Annotated in this window: 29 protein-coding genes; 10 read left to right on the top strand and 19 right to left on the bottom strand. The window is 72.0% G+C overall.

From position 1 onward, the window contains the following. Positions 1-7: 7 nt before the first annotated feature. Positions 8-1,147 (top strand): Mrp/NBP35 family ATP-binding protein, encoded by a 1,140-nt coding sequence (locus tag EWH70_RS17065; protein ID WP_130476410.1) that lies wholly within the window; start codon positions 8-10, stop codon positions 1,145-1,147. Between the two features lie 352 nt (positions 1,148-1,499). Here EWH70_RS17065 and tatB read toward each other — a convergent pair whose 3' ends face one another. The 4 genes from tatB to sigE form a co-directional block, all read right to left on the bottom strand. Next, positions 1,500-1,907 (bottom strand): Sec-independent protein translocase protein TatB, encoded by a 408-nt coding sequence (gene tatB, locus EWH70_RS17070; protein WP_130476411.1) that lies wholly within the window; start codon positions 1,905-1,907, stop codon positions 1,500-1,502. Between the two features lie 202 nt (positions 1,908-2,109). Next, positions 2,110-3,630, bottom strand: coding sequence for a S1C family serine protease (locus EWH70_RS17075; RefSeq protein ID WP_130476412.1), 1,521 nt, complete (start codon positions 3,628-3,630; stop codon positions 2,110-2,112). 37 nt (positions 3,631-3,667) lie between these two features. Beyond that, positions 3,668-4,258 carry a zf-HC2 domain-containing protein gene (locus tag EWH70_RS17080; protein WP_130476413.1) on the bottom strand — a complete coding sequence of 197 codons (591 nt, stop codon included), beginning with the start codon at positions 4,256-4,258 and terminating at the stop codon, positions 3,668-3,670. Continuing rightward, entirely contained in the window at positions 4,255-4,875 is a 621-nt protein-coding gene (sigE, locus tag EWH70_RS17085; RefSeq protein WP_130476414.1) for an RNA polymerase sigma factor SigE, read from the bottom strand. Before sigE ends, EWH70_RS17080 begins: the two co-directional genes overlap by 4 nt. Positions 4,876-5,062: 187 nt before the next feature. Here sigE and EWH70_RS17090 point away from each other — a divergent pair, with 187 nt between their 5' ends. Further along, entirely contained in the window at positions 5,063-5,701 is a 639-nt protein-coding gene (locus EWH70_RS17090) for an O-methyltransferase (RefSeq protein ID WP_130476415.1), read from the top strand. Here the strand turns inward: EWH70_RS17090 and EWH70_RS17095 are convergent. Beyond that, positions 5,690-6,793 (bottom strand): MFS transporter, encoded by a 1,104-nt coding sequence (locus tag EWH70_RS17095; RefSeq protein ID WP_130476616.1) that lies wholly within the window; start codon positions 6,791-6,793, stop codon positions 5,690-5,692. The genes EWH70_RS17090 and EWH70_RS17095 overlap by 12 nt on opposite strands. 139 nt (positions 6,794-6,932) lie before the next feature. Between EWH70_RS17095 and EWH70_RS17100 the strand changes: the two genes are divergently transcribed. Continuing rightward, positions 6,933-7,817, top strand: a complete 885-nt coding sequence (locus EWH70_RS17100; protein WP_130476416.1) for a LysR family transcriptional regulator — start codon at positions 6,933-6,935, stop codon at positions 7,815-7,817. Here the strand turns inward: EWH70_RS17100 and EWH70_RS17105 are convergent. Both EWH70_RS17105 and EWH70_RS17110 read right to left on the bottom strand, forming a co-directional pair. Then, complete coding sequence (locus EWH70_RS17105; protein WP_130476417.1) at positions 7,808-9,250, bottom strand: leucyl aminopeptidase family protein; 1,443 nt, start codon at positions 9,248-9,250, stop codon at positions 7,808-7,810. The genes EWH70_RS17100 and EWH70_RS17105 overlap by 10 nt on opposite strands. A gap of 94 nt (positions 9,251-9,344) precedes the next feature. Next, a complete protein-coding gene (locus tag EWH70_RS17110) occupies positions 9,345-9,512 on the bottom strand; it encodes a DUF3117 domain-containing protein (RefSeq protein WP_130476418.1) in 168 nt (55 codons plus the stop codon). Positions 9,513-9,708: 196 nt separating this feature from the next. Between EWH70_RS17110 and EWH70_RS17115 the strand changes: the two genes are divergently transcribed. The 3 genes from EWH70_RS17115 to EWH70_RS17125 are packed head-to-tail and all read left to right on the top strand — an operon-like array spanning position 9,709 to position 11,625. After that, complete coding sequence (locus EWH70_RS17115) at positions 9,709-10,503, top strand: enoyl-CoA hydratase-related protein (protein WP_130476419.1); 795 nt, start codon at positions 9,709-9,711, stop codon at positions 10,501-10,503. 10 nt (positions 10,504-10,513) lie between these two features. Then, the gene (locus tag EWH70_RS17120) at positions 10,514-11,239 is read left to right on the top strand and encodes a DddA-like double-stranded DNA deaminase toxin (RefSeq protein ID WP_130476420.1); all 726 of its coding nucleotides are present in this window, start codon (positions 10,514-10,516) and stop codon (positions 11,237-11,239) included. Further along, a complete protein-coding gene (locus tag EWH70_RS17125) occupies positions 11,236-11,625 on the top strand; it encodes an Imm1 family immunity protein (protein ID WP_130476421.1) in 390 nt (129 codons plus the stop codon). Before EWH70_RS17120 ends, EWH70_RS17125 begins: the two co-directional genes overlap by 4 nt. Here EWH70_RS17125 and EWH70_RS17130 read toward each other — a convergent pair. From EWH70_RS17130 to EWH70_RS17165, 8 genes are all read right to left on the bottom strand, one after another. Further along, positions 11,622-12,191 carry a DNA-3-methyladenine glycosylase I gene (locus EWH70_RS17130; RefSeq protein ID WP_130476422.1) on the bottom strand — a complete coding sequence of 190 codons (570 nt, stop codon included), beginning with the start codon at positions 12,189-12,191 and terminating at the stop codon, positions 11,622-11,624. The two genes, EWH70_RS17125 and EWH70_RS17130, sit on opposite strands and share 4 nt — an antisense overlap. Continuing rightward, complete coding sequence (locus EWH70_RS17135; protein ID WP_130476423.1) at positions 12,188-12,643, bottom strand: SRPBCC family protein; 456 nt, start codon at positions 12,641-12,643, stop codon at positions 12,188-12,190. Before EWH70_RS17135 ends, EWH70_RS17130 begins: the two co-directional genes overlap by 4 nt. Continuing rightward, complete coding sequence (locus EWH70_RS17140) at positions 12,640-12,951, bottom strand: DivIVA domain-containing protein (protein WP_130476424.1); 312 nt, start codon at positions 12,949-12,951, stop codon at positions 12,640-12,642. The genes EWH70_RS17135 and EWH70_RS17140 overlap by 4 nt, the downstream gene beginning before the upstream one ends. Positions 12,952-12,987: 36 nt before the next feature. After that, positions 12,988-13,305, bottom strand: a complete 318-nt coding sequence (locus EWH70_RS17145; protein WP_130476425.1) for a PadR family transcriptional regulator — start codon at positions 13,303-13,305, stop codon at positions 12,988-12,990. A 69-nt stretch (positions 13,306-13,374) separates the two neighbouring features. Next, a complete protein-coding gene (locus EWH70_RS17150; protein ID WP_130476426.1) occupies positions 13,375-14,289 on the bottom strand; it encodes a glucosyl-3-phosphoglycerate synthase in 915 nt (304 codons plus the stop codon). Beyond that, the gene (locus EWH70_RS17155) at positions 14,289-14,864 is read right to left on the bottom strand and encodes an LOG family protein (RefSeq protein WP_130476427.1); all 576 of its coding nucleotides are present in this window, start codon (positions 14,862-14,864) and stop codon (positions 14,289-14,291) included. Before EWH70_RS17155 ends, EWH70_RS17150 begins: the two co-directional genes overlap by 1 nt. Then, on the bottom strand, positions 14,864-15,652 hold the full coding sequence (locus EWH70_RS17160) for an LOG family protein (protein ID WP_130476428.1): 789 nt from the start codon (positions 15,650-15,652) through the stop codon (positions 14,864-14,866). Before EWH70_RS17160 ends, EWH70_RS17155 begins: the two co-directional genes overlap by 1 nt. Before the next feature lie 19 nt (positions 15,653-15,671). Continuing rightward, positions 15,672-17,531: a glycoside hydrolase family 9 protein gene (locus EWH70_RS17165; RefSeq protein WP_130476429.1), complete on the bottom strand. Its 1,860-nt coding sequence runs from the start codon at positions 17,529-17,531 to the stop codon at positions 15,672-15,674. Positions 17,532-18,015: 484 nt separating this feature from the next. Here EWH70_RS17165 and EWH70_RS17170 point away from each other — a divergent pair, with 484 nt between their 5' ends. After that, positions 18,016-18,894, top strand: a complete 879-nt coding sequence (locus EWH70_RS17170; RefSeq protein WP_130476430.1) for a hypothetical protein — start codon at positions 18,016-18,018, stop codon at positions 18,892-18,894. Between the two features lie 5 nt (positions 18,895-18,899). On the opposite strand, the gene dapE is transcribed toward EWH70_RS17170, so the two are convergent. Then, positions 18,900-19,967 carry a succinyl-diaminopimelate desuccinylase gene (gene dapE / locus EWH70_RS17175; RefSeq protein ID WP_130476431.1) on the bottom strand — a complete coding sequence of 356 codons (1,068 nt, stop codon included), beginning with the start codon at positions 19,965-19,967 and terminating at the stop codon, positions 18,900-18,902. A gap of 23 nt (positions 19,968-19,990) precedes the next feature. On the opposite strand from dapE, the gene EWH70_RS17180 reads away from it, so the two are divergent. The 3 genes from EWH70_RS17180 to EWH70_RS17190 are packed head-to-tail and all read left to right on the top strand — an operon-like array spanning position 19,991 to position 22,391. After that, the gene (locus EWH70_RS17180; RefSeq protein WP_130476432.1) at positions 19,991-20,395 is read left to right on the top strand and encodes a hypothetical protein; all 405 of its coding nucleotides are present in this window, start codon (positions 19,991-19,993) and stop codon (positions 20,393-20,395) included. Between the two features lie 22 nt (positions 20,396-20,417). After that, positions 20,418-21,407, top strand: a complete 990-nt coding sequence (gene dapD / locus EWH70_RS17185; protein ID WP_130476433.1) for a 2,3,4,5-tetrahydropyridine-2,6-dicarboxylate N-succinyltransferase — start codon at positions 20,418-20,420, stop codon at positions 21,405-21,407. 27 nt (positions 21,408-21,434) lie between these two features. Beyond that, complete coding sequence (locus EWH70_RS17190; protein WP_130476434.1) at positions 21,435-22,391, top strand: CHAD domain-containing protein; 957 nt, start codon at positions 21,435-21,437, stop codon at positions 22,389-22,391. On the opposite strand, the gene dapC is transcribed toward EWH70_RS17190, so the two are convergent. From dapC to EWH70_RS35495, 3 genes are all read right to left on the bottom strand, one after another. Then, positions 22,380-23,471: a succinyldiaminopimelate transaminase gene (dapC, locus tag EWH70_RS17195; protein ID WP_130476435.1), complete on the bottom strand. Its 1,092-nt coding sequence runs from the start codon at positions 23,469-23,471 to the stop codon at positions 22,380-22,382. The genes EWH70_RS17190 and dapC overlap by 12 nt on opposite strands. Further along, the gene (gene fdxA, locus EWH70_RS17200) at positions 23,468-23,788 is read right to left on the bottom strand and encodes a ferredoxin (protein WP_130476436.1); all 321 of its coding nucleotides are present in this window, start codon (positions 23,786-23,788) and stop codon (positions 23,468-23,470) included. Before fdxA ends, dapC begins: the two co-directional genes overlap by 4 nt. An 85-nt stretch (positions 23,789-23,873) precedes the next feature. Further along, positions 23,874-24,047 (bottom strand): hypothetical protein, encoded by a 174-nt coding sequence (locus EWH70_RS35495; RefSeq protein WP_165436305.1) that lies wholly within the window; start codon positions 24,045-24,047, stop codon positions 23,874-23,876. Positions 24,048-24,055 lie beyond the last annotated feature (8 nt).

Below are 24,055 nucleotides of genomic sequence, written 5' to 3' on the forward strand. Positions count from 1 at the left end.
TGGTGGGGTGACCAGCACGCAGCAGCTCCCCAGTGTCGAGGACGTCCGCGCCGCGTTGAAGAACGTCCAGGACCCGGAGATCCGCAAGCCGATCACCGAACTCGGCATGGTCAAGGACGTGACCGTGGCCGAGGACGGTGTGGTGACCGTCGGGATCTACCTGACCGTGGCCGGCTGTCCGCTCAAGGCGACCATCACCAACGACACCACCGCCGCCGTCGAGAAACTCGACGGGGTCACCTCGGTGCGGGTCGAACTGGACGTGATGAGCGACGAGCAGCGCACCGAGCTGCGCAAGTCGCTGCGCGGGGACATGGCCGAGCCGGTGATCCCGTTCGCCCAGCCGGGCTCGCTGACCAGGGTGTACTGCGTGGCGTCCGGCAAGGGCGGCGTCGGCAAGTCGAGCATGACCGTGAACCTGGCCGTGGCGATGGCCAAGCGGGGGCTGTCGGTCGGCGTGGTGGACGCCGACATCTACGGCCACTCCATCCCCCGCATGCTGGGCGCGTCGGAGAAGCCGACCAAGGTCGAGAAGATGATGATGCCGCCGCAGGCACACGGCGTGAAGGTCATCTCGATCGGCATGTTCACGCCGGGCAATACCCCGGTGGTGTGGCGCGGCCCGATGCTGCACCGTGCGCTGCAGCAGTTCCTGGCCGAGGCGTTCTGGGGCGACCTGGACGTCCTGCTGCTCGACCTGCCGCCGGGCACCGGCGACATCGCCATCTCGGTGGCGCAGCTGATCCCGAACGCGGAGATCCTGGTCGTCACCACCCCGCAGCAGGCCGCCGCCGAGGTCGCCGAGCGGGCGGGTGCGATCGCGCTGCAGACCCGGCAGCGGATCGCCGGCGTGATCGAGAACATGTCCTGGCTGGAGACGCCCTCCGGCGAGCGGATGGAGATCTTCGGCTCCGGCGGTGGTCAGGCCGTGGCCGACTCGCTGTCGAAGGCCGTCGGGTCGAACGTGCCGCTGCTCGGCCAGGTGCCGCTGGACCCGCGGCTGCGCGAGCAGGGCGACGCGGGCACCCCGCTGGTGCTGGCCGAGCCGGACGCGCCAGCCTCGCAGGTGATCACGAAGGCCGCCGAGTCGCTGTCGGTCCGGGCCCGTGGCCTGGCCGGAAAGATGCTGAACGTCAGCCCCGCCTGACCCCTGCGGCCCGTCCCGGGCGAGCCAGGGCGGGTGATCGTGCGCGAACGTGGAACTCGCGTGCCGGAACGCAGAACTCGCGTGCACGAGCGTGGAGTTCATACGGTGAGACACGCCTCTCACCCCGTGACCCCGCGAGTCCCACCTTCGTGCACGCGAGTCCCACGCTCCCGCACGCGAACTCCACCTTCACGCACACCACCCGACCTCGCCGGGGCTGCGCGCGAACGTACAACTCGCGCGCCAGAACCTACGACTCGCGCGTCAGAACGTACGACTCGCGTGAACGGGCCGCCCTGGTGTCTGATGCCGTGAGGGCCCCCTTCACGGCAAAGTCCGCCCGGCCGCCTGGTCAGGTGGCGTCGGGGTCGACCGGGGGCTTCTCGCCCGGCTTGAGGGGCTCGGGGGACGACGGCTGCGACGTGGCCGCGGCCGTCGAGTGGCCGTTCGCCGGGGCCGTGCCGTTGATGTTGTTCAGGCCCAGCGGGTCCGGGTCGTCGTCGAACAGGTGCTTGGTGACGACCCGCTTCGGGTCGAAGTTACGCAGTTCCCGCAGGTCTTCCAGCGGCTTGCGGAAGTCCTCGAACTCGGGGCCCATCTCGTCCTTGAGCTGGTTGCGGGCACCGGAGGCGAAGTCACGCACCTTGCGCATGCTGCGCCCGACCCACGCCGCCGCCTCGGGCAGCCGCTCCGGGCCGAGGATGAACAGACCGGCCACGATGAGGACGAGGATCTCGCCCCAGCCCACGCTCTCGAACACCGCATACCTCCGGCCTGTCGCAACCGGCTTCCAGACTAGTGGTCACGACCGGAAGTCTGTAGGGGGTCTCGGCGGCCCAGCTTCCCGCTGGACGCACGGCCGGAAGACCCGAGTACGACACCGGTACGAGGGTCTCCCGGCCGCACTCCCAGCAGAAACCTGGTTCCGCCGAATACCCCCAACGAACTTCCGGTCGCAACCACTAGTCGGAGCCCAGGGTCACGTCGACGACGAGCTGCCTGCCCTGGCGCACCAGCTGCACCGGCACCACCGCGCCGGGGTCGTGCTGGCGCACCGCGACGGTCAGCTCCGCGGGCTCGGCCACGGTCCGGTCGCCGACCTTGGTGATCACGTCACCCTCGGCGATCCCGGCGGAGGCGGCCGGGCCGTTCGGCACGACGTTCTGCACCTGCGCGCCCATCGACCGCCGCCCGGCGACCGACGCCGCGTTGATGCCGATCTCGGCGTGCTTGACCTGCCGGTTCGCGGTCAGCTCCGAGCTGATCCGGATGGCGTAGTCGACCGGGATGGCGAAGCCGATGCCGATGTTGCCGTCGGAGTCGCCCGCGGTGGCGATCAGTGTGTTGATGCCGACCAGCGCCCCGGTGGCGTCGACGAGCGCGCCGCCCGAGTTGCCCGGGTTGATGGCGGCGTCGGTCTGGACCGCGTCCATGGCCACCGGCGGCCCGCCGTCGAGTCCGGGGGCCAGCGTCGGGCGGTTCAGGGCGCTGACGATGCCCTGGGTGACGGAGTTCTTGTAGCCCCTCGGCGACCCGACGGCCAGCACGGTGTCGCCGACGGCCAGGTCACCGGACTTGCCGACCTGGATGGCCACCAGGTTCGGCACGTTGACCTTGATGACGGCGAGGTCGGTCTTGGGGTCGCTGCCGACCAGCTGCGCCTCGGTGCGGGTGCCGCCGACGAACTCGACGTTGATCTTCGCCTGCTGGTTCTGCACAGCCCTGGCGACCACGTGGTGGTTGGTGAGGATGTAGCCGGCCGGGTCGATCACCACACCCGAGCCGCTGCCGCCCTCCTGGCCGCTCACCACCTCCAGGTAGACGACCGCGGGCGTGACCCGCTGCGCCACCTCGGCGACCGAGCCGGCCGGGCGTTCCTTCGCGGCCTCGGCCTCGGCGATGTTCAGCTCGCCGGTCAGGCTGTCGCCCTCGTCGGCCAGCCACCAGCCGGTCAGCCCGCCGGCGGCGCCGATGACGACGGCCAGCGCGGCCAGGATGCCCAGCGCGATCGGTTTGACGGTGCGGCCGAACAGCACCTCGGACAGGCTCAGCCGCCTGCCGCGCGGCCGGTCCTCGCCCTTTTTCTCGGGTTCGGTCTCCGGACGGGCCGCAGGGCTGCCCAGGACGGCAGCCGCACCCGGGTCACGCCACGGGTCGGCGGTCTCGGTCCACAGCGGGGGCTCGGCGGTGTCGCTGGTGGGGGCACCCGGGTCGTCGGCGGGGCGCTGCAGCACGACGCCTGCCGCCTCCGGCGGGCGGCGGAACGCCTCGGCCAATGACTCGGGGGTCGGCGGAGCCAGCGACAGGCCGTTGGCCTGCCCCGCGGGCGTGCCCGGCTTGCGCAGCGTGTCGAAGGCGCCCTGCACGCCGTGTGGCCTGCCGAAGGCGCTGGCCTGCGCGGGGTCGACCGGCGGCCGGTTCAGTGGGCGCGGCGCGAGGCGCCCCTCGGGGTCGGGCCGCTGCGGCTGGGACTGCTGGCTCATCACCGGGAATCTTGCCGGTTACCCGGTGAAGGGGACGTCAGCGGGGTGTCAGCGGGCCGGCCGCGGGCGCGAGCTGGCCGCCCATCTGCACGTTGACGTCGGGCAGCGGCGCGGCGGGCTCGCCCTCGTCGTCCGCGGTGACCACGAGCGCCAGCGCGCTGAGCACCAGCCCGGACACGACGACGCCCGCGCCCTGCGCGGCACGCTTGCTCAGACGCCCGCCGAGCACGGTCGGGGAGTTGCCCAGCGGCGGCGTCGAGCCGAGCGGGGCGTGGTTGGTCAGGGTGCCGTGCCGTAGCCCGGCGACGCGGTCCGGCCGCTGGATGGCGACCAGCTGCCCGTCCTCGGTGATGGCGAGGTTGTCGGGCGTGGTGGGCAGCTCGGTGTGCTCCGGTATCGAACGCAGGCTGGCCAGGAAACCCGCCGACATGGCGGGCGCCTCGGCCCGCTTCACCTCGGAACGGGCCTGCCGCTGCGCGGCGATGTCGCTCGCGCAGCTCGGGCACCGCGCGGCGTGCGCCGCCGCGCGCTCCCTGGCCCCGTGGCTCAGCTCACCGTCGACGAACGCGACGACCGCGTCCGGAAGAAGGTGCGATTCGGGCAGGGACCAACCGCGTAGTTCGGTCATGCCGACGACCTCGCGTGGGTGTCTTCGGCGGGGATGGCCTCACGCTTCATGGCACGGCGGCGCTCCAGCGAGGCGCGAAGCGCCTGGCGGCCGCGGTGGATCCTGCTGCGCACGGTGCCGAGCTTAACCCCGAGGGTCGCGCCGATCTCCTCGTACGACAGTCCCTCGACGTCACACAGCACGACGGCGGCGCGGAACTCCGGCGGCAGCTCGTCGAGCGCGGCCTGCAGGTCGGGGTCGAGGTGGGTGTCCGAGTAGACCTGCTCGGGGCTCGGGTCGTCGCCCACGATGCGGTCGGTGTCCTCGGGCAGGCCCTCCATGCGCACCCGCGAACGGCGGCGCGCCATGTCGAGGAACAGGTTCGTGGTGATGCGGTGCAGCCAGCCCTCGAACGTGCCCGGCTTGTAGGAGGCCAGCGAGCGGAACACCCGGATGAACGTCTCCTGCGTCAGGTCCTCGGCGTCGTGGGTGTTACCGGTCAGCCGGTAGGCAAGCCGGTACACGCGGTCGGCGTGCTCACGCACGACCTCGTCCCACGACGGCGGGGTCCAGGCCTCGGCGTCGATCGGCGCCAGAGTGTCAGCGGTGTTCGGCATCGGCGGGGAAGGCACCTCCATTGGGCTGGTCTCCCTACTACTTCCCCCAACGCCGTCCGGGCGCAGGGTGTTCCCGTTCTGTCAGACGTAGTCTCGCGGCTCTCCTTATGGTGATAGTGAGACCGGCCTGAGAAGAGTCTGAGAAGGTCTGCCCACTCCCAGGCACGTCGACACCGATTTGTCGATAGGCACCGCTAATCTCCACCCCGTGACTTCACAGGCGCACTCCGTCGACCTGGGCGGCTTCGTCGAGGGCTACCTGCCCGACGACGACGCGCTGCTCGCCGCCCGGGTCCGGGCCGACGAGCTCGGCTGCCCCTCGGTGGGACCGGCCTGCGGGTCCACCCTGCGGTTCCTGGCCGCGGCCGTGCGGGCGCGGGCCGTGGTGGAGATCGGCACGGGCGTCGGCGTGAGCGGCCTGTACCTGATGCGCGGCATGACCTCGGACGGGGTACTGACCTCGATCGACATCGAGCCGGAGTTCCACCGCGCGGCACGCCGGACGTTCGCCGACGCCGGTTACCCGCCGGGGCGGACCCGGCTGATCATGGGCAGGGCGCTGGACGTGCTGCCGCGGCTCACCGCCGGCAACTACGACCTGGTCTTCGTCGACGCCAGCCCGCTGGAGTACCCGCACTACCGCGAGCACGGCGTCGGTCTGCTGCGGCCGGGCGGGGTGATCGTGTTCCACAACATGCTGGTCGACGGCAGGGTCATCGACCCGGCCCGGCGGGACGCGGACACCATGGCCATGCGTGAGGTGGCGCGGGCACTGCGCGAGGACGACCGGCTGGTGCCCGCGTTGCTGCCGGTGGGCGGGGGCCTGCTGGCGGCGTCAGTGACGTGACCGCACCGCCACCGCGGCCAGGGCACTCAGGGTCAGCCAGACCGTGACGGTGCCGATCAGCCAGGTCCAGCCCGCGTGGTCGAACACGACCGTGCCGACGGTGCCGCCGACGCTGCTGCCCAGGTAGTAGGCCAGCGTGTAGAGACCGGCTGCCTGTCCCCTGGCGCCGGGCGGGGACTCGGCCGCGACCGTGCCGTTGGCGACCGCGTGGGCCGCGAAGAACCCGCCGGTGAGCACGGCGAAGCCGATGGCGACCAGCGGCAGCGAGTCGACGATGGTCAGCCCGGCGCCGGCGACGGTCACCGCCAGCGCGCCGACGACGGCCGGCACCCGGCCGAACCGGTCGATCAGCCGTCCGGCGAAGCTCGACGACACCGTGCCCATGGCGTAGGCCAGGAACACCAGCGACGCGATCGCGGGCGGCAGCGCCAGTGGCGGCTCGGTCAGCCGGAACCCGGCCGCGTTGTACAGCGCGACGAACGACCCCATGGCCAGCATGGCGACGGCGTACTGCCCCAGCAGCACCGGCCGCCGCACCGCCGCCCCCAGCCCCCGCAGCACGTCGCCCGGGGCCGGCGCTGCCGCGTACTGGATCGGGGGCAGGGTGAACACGGTGAGCAACGCGCAGGCCAGGCCGAACGCGCCGACCGTGAGCAGGGCGCCGGACAGTCCGAGGTGGTCGGCCACCACGCCGCTGAGCACCCTGCCGACCATGCCGCCGACGGTGTTGCCCGCGATCATCGCGCCGACCGCGGCGGCGACACCCGCCTTGCCCAGCCGCTCGGCCAGGTAGGCGGCGGCCACCCCGGCGAACCCGGCGACGGCCAGCCCCTGCACCGCCCGCATGGCCAGCAGCACCGGGTAGTTCGGCGCCAGCGGCAGCAGCAGGCCGAGCACCGCGGCGGCCAGTACCGAGACGAGGATCACCGGGCGGCGGCCGGCCACCTCGGACAGCGACGCGATCGGCAGCACCCCGACGGCCAGCCCGCCGGTCGCCACACCGACCGCCAGCGACGCCGTCCCGGGGTCGAGCGAGTACTCGGCGGCGAGCTGCGGCAGCAGTGGCTGCGGGGCGTAGAGCAGGGCGAACATGGCGATTCCGCCCGCGGCGACGGCAACGGTGGTCTTCCGGTCGGAGACCGGGCGGACGACGGCGGGGGCGGTAACCACGTCTCGACGCTAAGTGGTGCTAACCAATACGTCCAATGCCACCTAAACGCATAATTGATTCATGGATGAATCAGTAGCGCTGGCTCCCGACCTGGCACTGCTGGCGGCACTGCGCCGCACCGGCAACCTCACCGCCGCGGCGGCCGTCGTCGGCATCCCGCAGCCGACGGCCAGCCGCAGGCTCGCCGCGCTCGCCCGGCGGCTCGGCGGGCCGGTCACCGCCCCCGCGGGCCGTGGCATCCGGCTGACCAGGGCCGGCACGCTGCTGGCCGAGGCGGCCGAGCGTGCGCTGACCGCCGTCGAAACCGGGGTCCGGCAGGCACGCGAGGAGATCGAGCCGGAACGCGGCCACGTCGTACTCGGCTTCCTGCACCTGCTGGGCCGCTCGCTCGTGCCCCGGCTGGTACGGGACTTCCGCGCGGTCCGGCCACACACCCGGTTCAGCCTCGTGCAAGGTTCCCGGCAGCAGATGGTCGACTCGCTGGCCGCCGGGGACCTGGACCTCGCGCTCGTCGCGCCCCCGCCCGACGAGCCCGCCTTCGCCTCGGCCGCGCTGGAACAGCAGCCCCTGCTGCTCAGCGTCCCCGCCGGGCACCGGCTGGCCGGTGCCGCGAAAGTGCACGTCGCCGACCTCGCCGGCGAGAGCTTCGTCCAGCTCGAACACGGCTACGGCATGCGGCAGATCACCGACGACCTGTGCGCCGCCGCCGGGTTCACCCCCAGGGTGGCGTTCGAGGGCCAGGAGTCCGACACCGTGCGTGGCCTGGTGGCCGCGGGGCTCGGCGTCGCGTTGCTACCGCGGTTCGAACCGGGCGCGCCCGCCGGTGTCGTCGAGGTGCCGATCGACCCGCCGGTCACCCGCACCATCGGCCTGGTCTGGTCGGCGGACGCCCCGCTCACGCCCGCCGTGCGGGCGTTCCGCGACCACGTGGTCGCTCAGGCGTAGGAGGCGGCCAGCTCCACCAGCGTGCGGGCGGCGAACCCGGTGCCGCCAGGCACGACGTCGGCGTAGCTGCGGTCGGCCCGCGCGGGCCCGGCGATGTCCAGGTGCGCCCACGGCAGGCCGCCGGTGAACTCGCGCAGGAACAGCGCCGCGGTGATTCCGCCCGGCCCGCCGGGTGCCTGGCGGACGTCGGCCAGCTCGCCCCGCACGTCGTCGGCGTGCGCGTCCAGCAGCGGCATCCGCCACCACGCCTCGCCGACCTGCTCACCGGCCCGCTCGATCCGCTTGGCCAGGTCGTCGTCGGTGGCGAACAGCCCGGCGGTGCGTACCCCCAGCGCGATCTTCATCGCTCCGGTCAGCGTGGCGACGTCGACGATCGTGTCCGGGCGCAGCCTGCGCACGCCGTAGGCCAGCGCGTCGGCCATGACCATGCGGCCCTCGGCGTCGGTGTTGGTCACCTCGGTGGTGATGCCGCCGTAGTGCCGCACGACGTCGCCCGGCCGGTACGCCGAGCCGGAGACGTGGTTCTCCGCCGCCGGGACCAGCGCCGACACCCGGACCTTCAGCCCGAGCGCCGCGATGGCCCGCATCGCGGCGATGACCGCGGCGCCGCCGGACATGTCGGTGCGCATGAGGTGCATGCCGTCGGCGGGCTTCACCGACAGGCCGCCGGTGTCGAAGGTGATGCCCTTGCCGACCAGGAGCAGGTGGTGCCGGGCGCCGCGGGGCCGGTAGGTCAGCTCGATCAGCCGCGGCGGCGACACCGAGCCGCCACCGACGGCCAGCACCCCGCCGAAGCCCTGCGTGGTCAGCCACTGCTCGTCGCGCACGGTCACGTCCAGCCCCGGCACGGCACCCGCGACGCGGACCGCGGTGTCGGCCAGCCAGGCCGGGTCCTTGATGTTGGACGGGGTGTTGGCGAGGTCCCTGGCGAACGCCGTCGCCGCCGCCAGCTCCGCGGCACGCGCCACCACCGCGGCGTGCTCGGGGCGGGTGCCGAGCCGGATCGTGCGGCAGCCCGGCTTGTCCGGCTCGCCGGTCACCACGAACCGGTAGCCGCCGAGCAGCAGCCCCAGCGCGAAGTCGCCGACGGCCTCCGCAGGCACGTCGTCCGGCAGCGTCACCGCCACCGTGCGGGCCGGGCGGGCACCGGCGTCGGACTCGGCCGCGATGTACTCGTTCGCGGCCCGCACCAGGGCCGCGCCCGCGCCGCGCCAGTCGGCACTACTGCCGCTGCCGGTGCCGACCAGCCACTGGACGGCCCCGCCGGCCGGCAGCGTGTGCACCTCGCCCGCCGCGCCGGTGGCACGGACGCCGTACCGCGGGACCGGGTCGCCGTCGGGCGGGGCGACCAGCTCGGCCACCAGCGCCCGGCGGTTGTCGCCGGACACCTCCAGCTCCACCAGCGGGGTCGGCACGGACGGCACGGTCGGCACGGGGCTCCTCCAAAGTCGGGCAGACGAACGGCGACCCCGGTCTCCAGCCGGAACTACGGAAACCGGGGTACGCGTTGCGGGGCGTCAGCGGCTGTCAGCCGGTCGCCTTCTGCAGGGCATCGCCGAGGTTCTTCGCCTCCTCCGCGGACAGCTCGACGACGAGGCGCCCACCGCCCTCGACCGGGACGCGCATCACGAGGCCCCGCCCCTCCTTAGTCACCTCGAGGGGACCATCTCCGGTCCGGGGCTTCATGGCCGCCATAAGCGTGCTCCCTCCGTCTCAACCGGCGCGCCCGGGTTCGCGCTCGCCAAAGCCAACCGGGTTACCACCATTCTCCCTCATCAGCACCGGCCCGCGCGCGCGGACCGATCTTTTGCCGTCACATCGATGCTGGTATGCGGCTCGCGGGGGTGTCAGACTCGCCGCCGGACGAGAAATCTTCACAGGGAGTTCAGTAGTGACCACAGAGGACGTTCTGCTCACCGCCGACGAAAGCGGAGTCCGCACCCTGACGCTCAACCGGCCGAAGGCGTACAACTCGCTCACCGTCGAGCTGAAGGAGCGGCTGCTGGCCGCGCTGCGCGAGGCGGCGGCCGACGAGTCGGTGCGGGCGATCGTGCTGACCGGCACCGGCAAGGCGTTCTGCGCCGGTCAGGACCTCAAGGAGCACGTCGGCCTGCTGCGGGCGAACGACCCGTCGCCGCTGCGGACGGTCGCCGACCACTACAACCCGATCGTGCGGGCGATCGTCGAGGCCCCGAAGCCGGTGATCGCCGCGGTCAACGGCACCGCCGCCGGTGCGGGTGCCGCCTTCGCCTACGCCGCCGACCTGCGGATCGCGGCGGCCTCGTCGAGCTTCCTGATGGCGTTCGCCGGGGTCGGCCTCGGGCCGGACTCGGGTGCGTCGTGGACGCTGCAGCGGCTGATCGGGCTGGGCCGGGCCAGTGAGCTGATGCTGCTGGGCCGGCCGGTCGACGCCGAGGAGGCGCTGCGGCTGGGCATCGTGTCCGAGATCGTGCCCGACGAGGAGCTGCCCGGCCGGGCGCAGGCGCTCGCGGCCAAGCTGGCGGCCGGGCCGACCGTGGCCTACGCGAAGATCAAGGACGTCCTCGCCGTCGCCGCCCGCGGCACGCTGGAGGACGCGCTCGCCGCGGAGGACGCCGCGCAGGCCGCCCTCGGCGCGACGGCCGACCACGCCGAGGCCGTCGACGCCTTCGTCAACAAGCGCAAGCCGGACTTCACCGGCCGCTGACCGCTCCACGGTGTCCGTCGCCGACGTCGCCGGGCGACTCCGGCAGGTCCTTGGGGCCTGCGCGCGAGCGCGCTCGGCGATCCAGGCCGCCGGCGACCTGGCGTCCGGCGCTCGGGATCTCTGGGCGAACGCTGTCGTGGGCGCGACCGGCGACATCGCGCGCGAGGTCGACCTGACCGTGGGCGATTGTGCGCGCCTGCTCGACCTCGTACGGGAAGTCGAGGACACCCTGACTCGCTACTCGGCCGCACTTGGGGTCGACATCGGCCGACGGCCGCCATCCCACCTCGTGACCGCCCCGGCGAATACACCCCTCGCCGACCGGATCAGCACCGCACGACGTCGCGTCGGGAAAGGCCGCGACGGACTCGCCGCGCGCGGCGAATGGGTCTGCTCGGACGGCTCGGCGATACGCGTGAACAGCGGTCACGGCGACCCTCATGCGGCTGCGGCCGCACGCTTCGTCCGCGACCAGATGCCGGTCACCGAACGCGCTGCTCGACGGCTCGCGACCCACGTCGAAATCAAGATCGCCGTACTCATGCGTGCCGCCAACCTGACGGATGAAGTCGTGGTCATCGACCGACAGGTGTGCGGAACACGCGACTACGATCGAGAAGACCCGGTGACCTGTCACCGCTACCTGCCGAGGTTTCTCCCACCAGGAGCGCGGTTGCGGGTGGCCGAGCCGGACGGGACGATCAGGACCTATCGCGGGGAGGGCACCGCGTCGTGAACTACACCGCCGCCATACCTACCGGCTACGGACGGGGAGAGCGGCTCGTCCTCGACTCGGACGAGGCCGTGAACCAGCTCATCACCCTGCTCAGCCGAGCAGGCACGCACGACGCGTCGATCCAGGGCGACGACGCCACCGCGACCCTGGACGTTCAGATCCACGACGGCTTCGGCTACCTGCTCTACGCGGGCGAGAACATGTACGGCTTCAGCGTTGGCGAACCCGGCTCGCCGGACCTCCGGGAACTGTCCGAGGTCGGGTTTCCGGCAGGCTCGGGCGTCGGGCTCACGCGGTTTCGCCAAGCGATTGTCCAGTTCGTCAGAACCGGCGGTGCCCTTCCCGACGCGGTCGGGTGGCGACCGGTCGAGGAGTTCGCCGGTTAGCCGCCCGCCCGGAAGCAGGCCGCCACGTGGTCGTCGACCATGCCGGTGGCCTGCATCAGGGCGTAGCAGGTGGTCGGGCCGACGAAGCTGAACCCGCGCTTCTTCAGCTCCTTGGCCATGGCCTTCGACTCCGGGCTGGTGGCGGGCACGTCCGCCATCGTGCGCGGGCGGCGGCCCGGCGACGACGGGGCGAACGACCACAGCAGCTCGTCCAGCGGCCGGTCCAGCTCGGCGACGGCACGGGCGTTGTTGATGGTCGCCGCGATCTTGGCGCGGTTGCGGACGATGCCGGCGTCGGTCAGCAGCCGGGCGGCGTCGGCGTCGGTGAACCGGGCGACGGCTGCCGGGTCGAACCCCGCGAACGCCCGCCGGAAGCCCTCCCGCTTGCGGAGGATGATCAGCCAGGACAGCCCGGACTGGAACGCCTCCAGGCTCATCCGCTCGAACAGCGCCGCCTCACCACGCAGCGGCACGCCCCACTCGGTGTCGTGGTAGACGGCGTAGTCCGGCGCGCTGTTGCCCCAGCTGCACCGCGAGACGCCGTCGGCGCCGACCAGCTCGCTCACGGCTGCCCCACCGAGTACGCCTCGGCGAAGCGCGCGAAGCGCCGCGCCGAGTACCGCAGGCCGAGCAGGAACCCCGGCTTGGCTACCGGCCAGCCCAGCTTGCCGACCAGGCCGAACGGCAGGTCCAGCCGCTCGGACCAGACGAACACCGACCGCTGCCGCCCGGCGTCGCGGACGTGGAACGAACCGGTGCCGCGCACCAGCGTCCCGGTGTGCCGCACCGTGCAGCGCACCGGCGGCTCCCAGGTGACGATCTCCATCGTGTCGGTGAACCCGACACCGGCGACGCCGGTGAACGCCGACAGCGTCGAGCCGACCTCACGCCCGTTCCCGCCGGTCACCCGCACGCTGGTGCCGAGCATCCACTCCCCCTGGCGTTCCCAGTCGGTCAGCGCCAGCCACGTCGTTCCGGCCGGTGCGGCCACGTCGGCGGACACGAGCACGTCGGTCACGAACGCTCCTCTGCCGGAGCCCGCCCGGCCTCCAGTTCGGCGACCCTGGCCCGCAACTGGTCGATCTCCGCACCTGCGCGGCGAAGCACCCAGTCCACCTCGGACATCTTGTATCCACGCAGCACCAGCTGGAACCGCACGGCACGCAGGTCCTCGGCCGTGAGGTCCTCGGCGGGCAACCGGGTCGGGGACGTACCCGGCGCCAGCGGGGCCAGCTCCTCGCCTCTGCCGAACACGACCGCGGCGAGCAGGTACACCACGGCGGCGACGAGCAGCATGATGACGAGGTAGAACAGCGCGGTGGTCACAACGACGATCGTGACATAAGCCCCTGACAACCGCGCTCAGGCGTGCAGGACGCCACCGATGACGGTCGTGAACTCCTGCCAGCGCTTCCGTTCCGCGGCCAGTTCCTCGCGCCCGGCGGCGGTGAGCTGGTAGCTGCGCCGCTTGCGGCCGGACACCACATCCCACTCGCTGGCCAGCATCCCGGCCCGCTCCAGCCTGCGCAGTGCCGGGTACACCGTGCCGGTCGGCAGATCGAGGGCGCCGCCGCTGCGCGACTGCAGTGCCTCGATGATCGCGTAGCCGTGCAGCGTGCGGCCGTCCAGGACGGCCAGCAGCAGGGCGTCCAGGTGGCCCCGCAAGGCATCAGCCTTCATGCCATCCACAGCCCCACCACCACCTCAACGGAGACGCTTCGCGCCGCTCTTCATAACTAGTGAGTCTACCTATCGCTCCGCGAGCACGGTTCGCATCGGCGGCCGGTCGGCCACCAGGACGTCGGTGGCGTCCGGCAGCCACTCCCCCGACACCTGCACGAACTGCGTCAGCGGCGCGTCGCCCGCCGCCACCCCGCAGCGGGCCAGCGCGGTGCCGAGGATCTGCCGCGCCATGACCCCCAGCTGCAGCAGCGACCGGTTGCGGTGCTTGCGCACGCCGAGGTTGACCTGCGCCAGGCCGTCCATCCCGTAGCGCCGCTCGGCGTCCAGCAGCAGGCCGATCTCCACCCCGTACCCGGCGGCGAACGGCACCGACTCCAGGAACTCCCTGGTCGCCGCGTACTCCCCGCCCAGCGGCTGCACCAGCCCGGCCAGCGCGGGCCGCAGCGCCGACAGCACCGGGCGGGCCAGCAGCTCGGTGACCCGGCCGCCGCCGGTGCCGACCTCGGCCGTCTCCAGCCGTAGCGGCCGCCGGTAGAAGCCCTTGACCAGGTGCACCCCCGGTACCGACAGCAGCGGGCCGAGCAGCGCCGGGACGAACTCCGGGTCCGGCTCGACGAGGTCGGAGTCGAGGAACACCACCAGGTCGCCCCGGGTGGCGGCCAGCGACCGCCACAGCACCTCGCCCTTGCCCGGCCACGGTTCCAGCTCCGGCAGCACGTCCTCGCGGCGCACCACCCTGGCCCCGGCGGCCTCGGCGACGGCCGCGGTGCGGTCGGTGGAGCCGGAGTCGACCACGACGATCTCGTCGACCAGCGTGCCCGCCAGCGGCAGGACCGACTCGACCACCGTGCCGACGGTGTGTTCCTCGTCCAGCGCGGGCAGCACGACCGACACCGTGCGCCCGGCCTTGGCCGCCAGCAGTTCCTCCCGGGACAGCCGGGGGGTCTGCCAAGTGCGGCTGGCGAACCAGTCGCTGGCCATCATGCCCACTTCGGCACGGCGGGCGGCACGTAGGAGGCGAACCGCTCCAGCAGCACGGCGGGATCCGGGTGGACGGCCAGCATCTCCCGGTGCTGCGGCCGCAGGAAGCCCTCGTCGACCATGTGGTCGGCGAACGCCACCAGCTGCCCGAAGTAGCCCGCCGTGTCGACCAGGCCGACCGGCTTGCCGTGCAGCCCGAGCTGCGCCCAGGTCCACACCTCGAACAGTTCCTCCAGCGTGCCGGCGCCACCGGGCAGGGCGAGGAAGGCGTCGGAGAGGTCGGCCATCATGGCCTTGCGCTCGTGCATGGTCTCGACCACGTGCAGCTTCGTCAGGCCGGTGTGGGCGACCTCGGCGTCCTGCAGGTGCCGCGGGATCACGCCGACGACCTCACCACCGGCGGCCAGCGTCGCGTCGGCCAGCACGCCCATGGTGCCGACGTGCGCGCCGCCGTAGACCAGCGTCAGCTCGCGCTCGGCGAGCAGCCTGCCGACGGCGGCCGCCCGCTCGGCGTAGTGCGTGCCGGTGCCCTTCGCCGAACCGCAGAACACACAGACCGCCCGTAGGCCGGCCATCAGTGGGTGTCCTCCCACGCCTGGTAGGCCTCCAGCACGACGTTCACCGCGTCGTCGATGTCGTCGGTGACGTGCAGCAGGTCCAGGTCCTTCTCGCTGATCTTGCCTTCCTTCATCAGCGTGCCGGCGATCCAGTCGTAGAGGCCGCCCCAGTACTCGCGGCCGAACAGCACGACCGGGAACTTGGTGACCTTCTTCGTCTGCACCAGGGTCAGCGCCTCGAACAGCTCGTCGAGCGTGCCGAACCCGCCGGGCAGGCAGATGAAGGCCTGCGAGTACTTGATGAACATGGTCTTGCGGGCGAAGAAGTAGCGGAAGTTGACGCCCAGGTCGACCCACGGGTTGAGGCCCTGCTCGAACGGCAGCTCGATGCCCAGCCCGATGGAGAAGCCACCGGCTTCCGACGCGCCGCGGTTGACCGCCTCCATCGCGCCCGGCCCGCCGCCGGTGATCGTGGCGAACCCGGCGGCGGCCAGCGCGGCGCCGATCTTGCGGCCCAGCTCGTACTCCGGGTGGTCCCGCTTGGTGCGGGCCGAGCCGAACACCGTCACCGCGCGCGGAACCTCGGCCAGCGCGCCGAAGCCCTCGACGAACTCGGCCTGGATGCGCAGCACCCGCCACGGGTCGGTGTGGACCCAGTCGGAGGGGCCGCGGGAGTCGAGCAGCCGCTGGTCGGTGGTGGTGGGCTCGGAACGGCGTCCGCGCCGCAGCACCACCGGACCGCGGTGCTTCTCCGGCGGGTTCTCGGGGTAACGCTCGCCAGGAACTTCCTCGTCTTGCTGTGTCACGCCCCCGAGCCTAGTAGGGCTATCGGGACTCCAGTGCGAACGCGAGCAGTGCGGTGGATGTGAAGTCGATGGCCGGTTCGGAGCTTGGCCACGAGCTCAGGTCGTCGAAGAACCGCGACTGCGTGCTGTCGAACTGGTCCAGCGGCTTGGTGCACGGCACCGAGTCTGCGGGCGGGGTGAGGCCCTCGAAGTTGCTCGCGCCGTTGGGGCCGTTGATCACCGCGCCGTACAGGATGCGCTGCCCGCCGTCGGGGTTACCGGACAGGTTGGCGGCCTGGTGGTGCGGGCACAGCGGGTACCTGGTGCCCGCGCCGACGACCAGCGAGATACCCCAGGCGTTCGTACCGAGGGTGAAGTTGCGTTGCTGGGTGCCGAAGGCGTCGTACCTGCCGTCGCCGGTGAGCCGCCGGTACAGCTGGGCGGTGGCGGCGAAGCCGAAGCTCTTGGTGGCCGCGTCGAACTGCGTGACGTCCACGGCCGTACCGAACGGGCTGCGGCTCGCGGCCGTCACCCCCTGGTCGAGCTGGCGGCGCAGGTCGCCGACCAGGTCGCGGTAGCCGAGCTTCGCGCCGGGCAGGCCCTCGCGGACCAGCTCGGCGAGGTCGGTGTGGGCCAGTGCGCTGGTGTCGTAGAGGTTCAGTGTGTCGCGGGTGGAGCTGGCGATGTACTGCTGAGCCCAGTGGGTGGCCTGCCGTGCCCAGTCGCCCGCCCTCGGGTCGCCGAGCTCGCGGGCGGCCAGTGCCAGCTGGGTGGCGCCCAGCTCGAGGTCGTCGAGCCAGGAGTCCTCCGGGTAGTAGGAGTGCGGGAAGGCGGTGACCAGCTCGCCGACGTCGGTGGTCTTGGCGCGGGCGAACACGGACGCGGCCTCGGCGAGATAGTGGCGGGCGAGCCGCCGGTCCGGCTCGACCTGCGCGCCGAGCGCGAACGCGGCCGCGACCCGGCCGGCGAGGTTCGGGCTGATCGGGGCTCCGGCCGGTCCGGCGGGGAACACCGGGCGGTGCTTGACGTAGTACTTGGGGTCGCCCGGCTTGACCTGCAGCGCGTCGTCGGTCTCCGGCAGACGCCAGACGTCGTGGTCGCCGAGGAAGCCGAACTTCTCGCTGCCGGTGCCGATGCCGACCTGGGCGTAGAGCGTGCCGCTGCCGGCGTCCCACATCTTGTCCAGCCACTTGAGGCCGAACCGCAGCTCGCCTGCCAGTGCCCGGTCGTACCTTTCCCGCAGCACCCAGCCCATCTCGGCCAGCGAGTAGGCCGAGTTGGAGGTGAACTTGACGAAGTCGCCGGCGTCGAACCAGCCGCCCTCGACGTCGACCGTCGCGCCGGTGGGCTTGAGCGGTTCCATGATCTCGTCGCCGAACTCCCCGCCGAAGACCGGCGGTTCGTAGACGCTCGCGGCGCGGTCGGCCAGATGGGCGGGCTTGCGGTTCAGGCGGCCGGGGACGACGTCCGCGCCGTCGCGCTGGGCCTGGAAGAACTCGTTGTTGGCGCGGGCGAGCGGGGAGAACAGGCGTCCGGCCGGTGCGATGCGGAAGGCCGGGGAGGTCGCCCCGTCGAAGACGACCCGGTAGGTGCCGGGCCGCCGCACGGGCGTCAGGTCGACTTGGTGGACGGCGGTGTACCGGGCGTTCCAGCCACCCCGGCTGGCGCCGACGGTCCCGCGGTGCACGGTCCGGCCGCGCTCGTCGACGACGGTGAACGCCGCGCCGGGCGTCGCGGCCGTGCCGAGCAGGTAGGCGTGTTTGGTCTCGCCGATGGCGTAGCCGACCTGGTCGACCCGGACCTCCCCGGTGACCCGGGCGGCCGTGGCCGGCGCCGCGAACAGGGCGGTCGCCGTGAGGACGGCGGCGGTGAGTGCGGTGGCTCTGGCACCTCTGGGCATGGCTTCCCCGTTTCTGGCGGCGGAGAATCTGGAATTGTTAGGAAAGTTTCCTGTTTATTTCGAGAGAGACAGTGAAGCCGAAATGCCCATTTCCGTCAACGGTCGTCCGACCCGGCCCCGGCCCGGTGGCCGCGGCTGCGGCGCTGTTACGAGGGGCACCTTGGTTGCGTAACTCGCAAGGATGGTGCCGTTGGCTGCGGGTGTGGGGTCTGTCGCGGTGATCGCTGGTGCTGCTGTGGTGGCTGGGGCAGGCGGGGTCGTGTGAAGGCCGAGTTTGTGTCGTCTGACGTGATGAAGGTGGCCTTCATGCGCTTCCCGCCCTGGGTGCCTCCACCTCGGTAAGCACAGCGAGCACAGCAGGCACAACGGACTCAGCAGCCCCACCGGCCACCACGAACGAGACAAGCCACCTACACCGAGAATGCCGTGAAGGGGCCTCTCACGGCACCTGGTGCCGTGAGAGGCCCCTCGCGGTAACTTGCCGATGGCACTGCGTTACATCACTCGATGCGACGGGGGCAACGGCATGCCGTCTTCCAGCACTCTTCCTCGGCCCGAGGAGTGGCCAAGTACTCGCGTCGGCCGGGTTACCGCAGGCCTGGCATTCGTCCTCGTCCTCGCGGTACTCGCTATCCCTGTCGGCTTCGGCTTCGTGGCCGCCGGAATTCCCGGCGGCCTTCGGTACTCTCTCGTTTTCTCGGCGATGTTGTTCTTCGTCGCGGCGTACGGCTACGTCACACAACTGGCCCCGCGACGCCGGAACCCAGATCGAGTCATCGCCCTCAGGAACAATAACGAGCCCGCAACCGAAATACGTGGATCCGCACTCATCATCCTGCTCGTTTTCGGGACAGTATCGTGTTTGGCGGTCTTCTTCGGCATGGCGGCGGTGGACTACTTTCAAGCGGGCCCGGACGTTCCGGCCAAGCAGATACCGGCCGGGCTCTGCGCCGTGGCGGCGCTCTACTTCGGCAGCTTCCCTCTGCTGGTCCTGGCGGGCCGCATTCGCCCCGGCCACGTCGTCCTCACCCCCAATGGGATCTACCAGCGAGGCTGGACATTCTCGTCACAGCTGTCCTGGGAGGCGCTGGCCGGAGGCAAGGCCTCCGCCTACCGCGGGGCGCCCTATGTACTGGCCATCGCGTACGCGAATGCCCACTGGGAACGCCGAAGTCACACGCCTGTCTGGAAAATCGACAAGCTACCGCCGAAGCCGATGATCGCGATCAATTGCGCGGCCTTCGCCATCGATCGAAATCTGCTGTACCACCTCGTCATGTTCTACCTGAATAATCCGTCAGCTCGCGCCGAACTGGGAACCGAGCGCAGTATCGAGCGCGCCCGCTCCGGTGACCCGCGGTAAACCCGTCAGGGGGACAGGAAGCGGGTCAGGACCGCGGCCACCTGGCGGATCTGGACGGCCGGGACGTGCTCGCCCCGCGTGTGGGCAAGGGCCGGGTCGCCGGGGCCGAAGTTGACCGCGGGCATCCCGAGCGCGGCGAAGCGGGCCACGTCGGTCCAGCCGAGTTTGGCCATCGGCTGACCGCCCGCGGCGGTCACCAGCTCGGCCGCCGCCGGGGCGGCGAGACCGGGCAGGGCGCCGGGCGCGGTGTCGACGACGGTCAGCTCGAACCCGTCGAACACCTCGCGCAGGTGCTGCTCGGCCTGCTCCGGGCTGCGGTCCGGGGCGAACCGGTGGTTGATCGCCAGCACGGCCTCGTCCGGCACGACGTTGCCTGCCACGCCACCGGCGACGTTCACCGCCTGCAGGCCCTCCCGGTAGGTCAGCCCGTCGATCTTCGGCGTGCGCGGGGTGTACTCGGCCAGCCTCCGCAACGGCTCGGCCAGGCCGTGGATGGCGTTGGAGCCACGCCAGGCCCGCGCGGTGTGCGCCCGCTGACCGGTGATCCGCAGCTCCACCCGCATCGTGCCCTGACAACCCGCCTCGATGACGGCGTTGGTCGGCTCCCCCACGACGGCGAGGTCGCCGGCCAGCCACCCGGCGTGGTCCCGCTCGATGCGGCCGAGGCCGTTGCGGGCCGCCTCGACCTCCTCGCAGTCGTAGAACACGAACGTCAGATCGTGCTTGGGCTCCGCGACGGTGGCCGCCAGGTGCAGGAACACCGCGTCCCCGCCCTTCATGTCGACCGTGCCCAGCCCGTGCAGCACCTCCTGCTGCCCGCTGCCCTCGCGGCGCAGCGGCAGGTTCCGGTTGACCGGCACGGTGTCCAGGTGCCCCGCCAGCACGATCCGGCGATGCCGGCCGAGCGCGGTACGTGCCAGCACGGCGTTGCCGCTACGCAGCACCTCCAGCCACGGTGCCTGCTCCCGGAGCGCCGCCTCGACGGTGTCGGCGATCCGCGCCTCGGCGCCGGAGACGCTCTCGATGTCGACGAGGGCAGCGGTGATCTCGACAGGGTCGGCAGCCAGGTCCATGGGCCGCACCGTACCGTGAGCCCGTGCGCATCCCAGCCCTGCTCGCCGTTCTCCTGCTCGCCCTGACCGCGTGTGGTGAGACCGGCACCCGGGTACCGGCCGAGGTCAACGCGACCTCGCTGCGGACCAAGCTCGGCGCGCAGACCACCGACCAGTGCTTCCTCCAGCCGGCGCGGCAGCGCCCGGCCGGGTGCGAGAAGTACGTCACCCAGCTCGGCGGGGTCGTCGGCTCGGTCGACGAGCTGGCGTTGCGCGATCCCGCACTGGCCGAGCCCGGCCGGGCGCTGCGCGCGGGCATCGACGCCTACCGGGCCGCCACCTGCGGAACCACCGGCCCGGCCGAGCCGTGCCGCAAGGCGCTGACCGACATCGCCGCCGCCGTCGAGGCCGTCAAGACCCGGTTGGACACCACCGCCGAAAGCCGCTGACCGGTCGCGTTACGGTGTCGGCGTGACCGCACACGCCCCCGAGCACAACCCGGACACCACCGGCGCCCACGGCGTCGGCCTCGCCACCGTCGCAGGCGACGGCACGGTACTGGACACCTGGTACCCCCAGCCCAAGCTGACCGAGCAGGGCGAGACCGGCACCGAGCGACTTTCGCCCGCTGAAGCCGCCGACGCCCTCGGCGAGGACGCCGCCGCGCTGCTCGGCCCGGACACCGCCCGCGGGGTCGAGGTGGTGGCCGTGCGCACCCGGATCGGCTCGCTGTCCAGCGCGCCGGCCGACGCCCACGACGTCTACCTGCGCCTGCACCTGCTGTCGCACCGGCTGGTCCGGCCGCACGGGCAGAGCCTCGACGGCATCTTCGGCCTGCTGGCCAACGTCGTGTGGACCAACCACGGCCCGTGCCCGGTCGAGGGCTTCGAGGCCACCCGGCTGCGGCTGCGGGCCAGGGGCAACGTCACCGTCTACGGCATCGACAAGTTCCCGCGCATGGTCGACTACGTGGTCCCGTCCGGCGTGCGGCTGGCCGACGCCGACCGCGCCCGGCTCGGCGCCCACCTGGCCAGCGGCACCACGGTCATGCACGAGGGCTTCGTCAACTACAACGCCGGGACGCTGGGCGCCTCCATGGTGGAGGGCCGTATCTCGGCGGGCGTGGTGGTCGGCGACGGCAGCGACGTCGGCGGCGGCGCGTCGATCATGGGGACGCTGTCCGGCGGCGGCAAGGAGGTCATCTCCCTCGGCGAGCGCTGCCTGATCGGCGCCAACGGCGGCGTCGGCATCTCGCTCGGCGACGACTCGGTCGTCGAGGCCGGGCTGTACGTCACGGCAGGCACCAAGGTCACCATGGACGGCAGGACGGTCCGCGCCCGCGAGCTGTCCGGCATCTCCGGCGCGCTGTTCCGCCGCAACTCGACGACCGGCGCGGTCGAGGTCGTCGCCCGCACCGGCACGGGGATCGAGCTGAACGCGGCGTTGCACGCCAACGACTGAGAGTCGAACTTTTCGTAAACTGGGCCGATGAGCGCCCTCTCCCCAGCCGAGCTCGGCCTGCCCGCCGAGCCCGCTGCCGCGAAGCCGAAGGACCCGCCTGCCACCCACCTGCGGGTCAAACTGGACGCGCAGCTGCGTGCACTGCTGGGCCACGAGGCGGGCGCGAGAGTGGGCAGCGACCCGGAGCACGTACACCAGATGCGGGTGGCCATCCGCCGCATGCGCAGCGTGCTGAAGATGTCCGGTGACCTGCTCGGCCCCACCACCGAGCCGGTACGGGCGGAGCTGGGCTGGCTGGGCACCACGCTCGGCGAGGTCCGCGACCTCGACGTGCTGATCATCCGGCTGCGGGCGGTGACCGCCGGGTTCGGCGCCGTCGATCAGCCGTCCGCCCGCAGGCTGGTGTCGAAGTTCGTCACCCAGCGCGGCAACGCGAAACGGCGGCTGATCCGCACGCTGGACAGCTCCCGCTACGCCACGCTGATCAACCAGCTCGCCCAGCTCGCCCGGCGGCCGGAAATCGAACGGGTCGACGGCCTGACCGGCGACGGCGCCACCACCGCCCGACTCGATCTCGTGGCCGGTCTGCGCAAGCCGTACCGCAAGCTCGCCAAGGCCGTCGCCGCGTTGCCGGAGGACCCACCGGACGACGACCTGCACGCGCTGCGGATCATGGGCAAGCGTTTGCGGTACGCCGCGGAACTGGCCGAGCCCGCGGCGGGCAAGAAGCGGGCGCCGCAGGTCAGGGAGCTGATGAAGGCGGCGAAGCGGCTGCAGACGGTGCTCGGCGAGCACCAGGACGCCTGCGTCGCAGCCGAGCGGGTACGCAGACTGCTGGACCCGGACACGAGCCCGGACCCGCAGGTGGCGTTCATCGCCGGCCGGATCGTGGAGTGCGAGGCGGCCCGCCGGGCGGACGCCCGGGCCGACTACCCGAGGGCAGTCGCCCGCATCCACTCGACGGCGAAGTCGCTACTCCGCTAACCGCTCAGCGGCGGCTTCCACTCGCTCGTCGGTGGCGGTCAGCGCCACCCGGACGTGCTGCCTGCCCGCCGGGCCGTAGAACGTGCCCGGCGCGACCAGGATGCCCCGGTCGGCCAGCCAGCCGACGGTCGTCCAGGCGTCCTCGTCGCGGGTGGACCACAGGTACAGCCCGGCCTCGGAGTGGTCGATCCGGAAGCCGCTGTCCCGCAGCGCCTTGCGCAGCAGCAGGCGCCGGTGCGCGTACCGCTCACGCTGCCGCGCGACGCCCTCGTCGTCGTCCAGCGCGGCGACCATGGCCTGCTGGACCGGCCTCGGCACGATCATCCCGGCGTGCTTGCGCACCGCCAGCAGCCGCGCGACCAGCTCCGGGTCGCCGGCGACGAACCCGGCGCGGTAACCGGCCAGGTTGGCCGACTTGGACAGCGAATGCACGGCCAGCAGCCCGTCGAGCCTGCCGCCGGTGACCGACGGGTGCAGCAGCGACACCGGCTCGCTCTCCCAGCCCAGCGCCAGGTAGCACTCGTCGGACACGACGACCGTGCCCCGCTCGCGGGCCCACTCGACGACCTTGCGCAGGTGGTCGACGCCCAGCACGCGACCGGTCGGGTTGGACGGCGAGTTCAGCCACAGGATCGCCGGGCGGCGCGGCCCGAGCTGGGTCAGCCCGTCGGCACGCACCGGCTCGGCCCCCGCCAGCAGGACCCCGACCTCGTAGGTCGGGTAGGCGACCTCGGGGATCACCACGACGTCGCCAGGCCCGGCGCCGAGCAACCTCGGCAGCCAGGCGACCAGCTCCTTCGAGCCGATCGTGGGCAGTACCGCCTGCGGATCGACGCCGGTGACCCCGTGCCGCCTGCTCAGCGCGGCGACGGCGGCGGTGCGCAGCTCGGGAATGCCGTGGGTGGTGGGATAACCAGGCAGATCCGAGGCCGACGCCAGCGCCGCCCGCACGTTCTCCGCGACCGGGTCGACCGGCGTGCCGACCGAGAGGTCGACGATGCCGCCGGGGTGGGCTCGCGCCCGCGCACCGTATTCGGCGAGCTGGTCCCACGGAAAGTCGGGCAGGGACGGCGGGATCATTCGCCCTGCGGGGGCAGGTCCTTGATGAACTGCGGGTCGTGGCTGGTCTTGCCGACCTTGGACGCGCCGCCGGGCGAGCCCAGCTCGTCGAAGAAGTCGACGTTGGCCTTGGTGTAGGCCGACCACTCGTCGGGCACGTCGTCCTCGTAGTAGATGGCCTCGACCGGGCACACCGGCTCGCAGGCACCGCAGTCGACGCACTCGTCCGGGTGGATGTAGAGCATCCGGTCGCCCTCGTAAATGCAGTCGACGGGGCACTCGTCGATGCACGCCTTGTCGAGCACGTCGACGCAGGGCTCGGCGATCACGTAGGTCACTGCGCACTCCTGCAGGTCATCTGTTCGGGTCTCGCTTCACGCGACATTACGCGTCCCGAACCGGTGGAATCGGCTGAGGTCACCCTCACCGGTCGCGCCGGCGGCGCTCCGGCTCACGCCGGTCGCCGGTGATCCGGAACTTCGGCGGTTCGGGCTTGTCGTCCTCGGGCTTCGTGCGCCCGAGCGACCGGTTGAACCCGTCGGCGATCTCGTCGACCAGCTTCTCCCTGTGCTTCTCGTCCCTCCGGAAAACGCTCATGGGGACAA

This window comes from Amycolatopsis suaedae, from assembly GCF_004214935.1.
GTDB lineage: Bacteria > Actinomycetota > Actinomycetes > Mycobacteriales > Pseudonocardiaceae > Amycolatopsis > Amycolatopsis suaedae.

Bases quoted from the DNA above. Each gene is read 5' to 3' on its own strand.
- EWH70_RS17075 (WP_130476412.1), bottom strand. From the start codon at position 3,630: ATGAGCCAGCAGTCCCAGCCGCAGCGGCCCGACCCCGAGGGGCGCCTC.
- EWH70_RS17080 (WP_130476413.1), bottom strand. From the start codon at position 4,258: ATGACCGAACTACGCGGTTGGTCCCTGCCCGAATCGCACCTTCTTCCG.
- sigE (WP_130476414.1), bottom strand. From the start codon at position 4,875: ATGGAGGTGCCTTCCCCGCCGATGCCGAACACCGCTGACACTCTGGCG.
- EWH70_RS17095 (WP_130476616.1), bottom strand. From the start codon at position 6,793: ATGTTCGCCCTGCTCTACGCCCCGCAGCCACTGCTGCCGCAGCTCGCC.
- EWH70_RS17100 (WP_130476416.1), top strand. From the start codon at position 6,933: ATGGATGAATCAGTAGCGCTGGCTCCCGACCTGGCACTGCTGGCGGCA.
- EWH70_RS17110 (WP_130476418.1), bottom strand. From the start codon at position 9,512: ATGGCGGCCATGAAGCCCCGGACCGGAGATGGTCCCCTCGAGGTGACT.
- EWH70_RS17145 (WP_130476425.1), bottom strand. From the start codon at position 13,305: ATGAAGGCTGATGCCTTGCGGGGCCACCTGGACGCCCTGCTGCTGGCC.
- EWH70_RS17150 (WP_130476426.1), bottom strand. From the start codon at position 14,289: ATGGCCAGCGACTGGTTCGCCAGCCGCACTTGGCAGACCCCCCGGCTG.
- EWH70_RS17155 (WP_130476427.1), bottom strand. From the start codon at position 14,864: ATGGCCGGCCTACGGGCGGTCTGTGTGTTCTGCGGTTCGGCGAAGGGC.
- EWH70_RS17165 (WP_130476429.1), bottom strand. From the start codon at position 17,531: ATGCCCAGAGGTGCCAGAGCCACCGCACTCACCGCCGCCGTCCTCACG.
- EWH70_RS17170 (WP_130476430.1), top strand. From the start codon at position 18,016: ATGGCACTGCGTTACATCACTCGATGCGACGGGGGCAACGGCATGCCG.
- dapE (WP_130476431.1), bottom strand. From the start codon at position 19,967: ATGGACCTGGCTGCCGACCCTGTCGAGATCACCGCTGCCCTCGTCGAC.
- EWH70_RS17190 (WP_130476434.1), top strand. From the start codon at position 21,435: ATGAGCGCCCTCTCCCCAGCCGAGCTCGGCCTGCCCGCCGAGCCCGCT.
- dapC (WP_130476435.1), bottom strand. From the start codon at position 23,471: ATGATCCCGCCGTCCCTGCCCGACTTTCCGTGGGACCAGCTCGCCGAA.
- EWH70_RS35495 (WP_165436305.1), bottom strand. From the start codon at position 24,047: ATGAGCGTTTTCCGGAGGGACGAGAAGCACAGGGAGAAGCTGGTCGAC.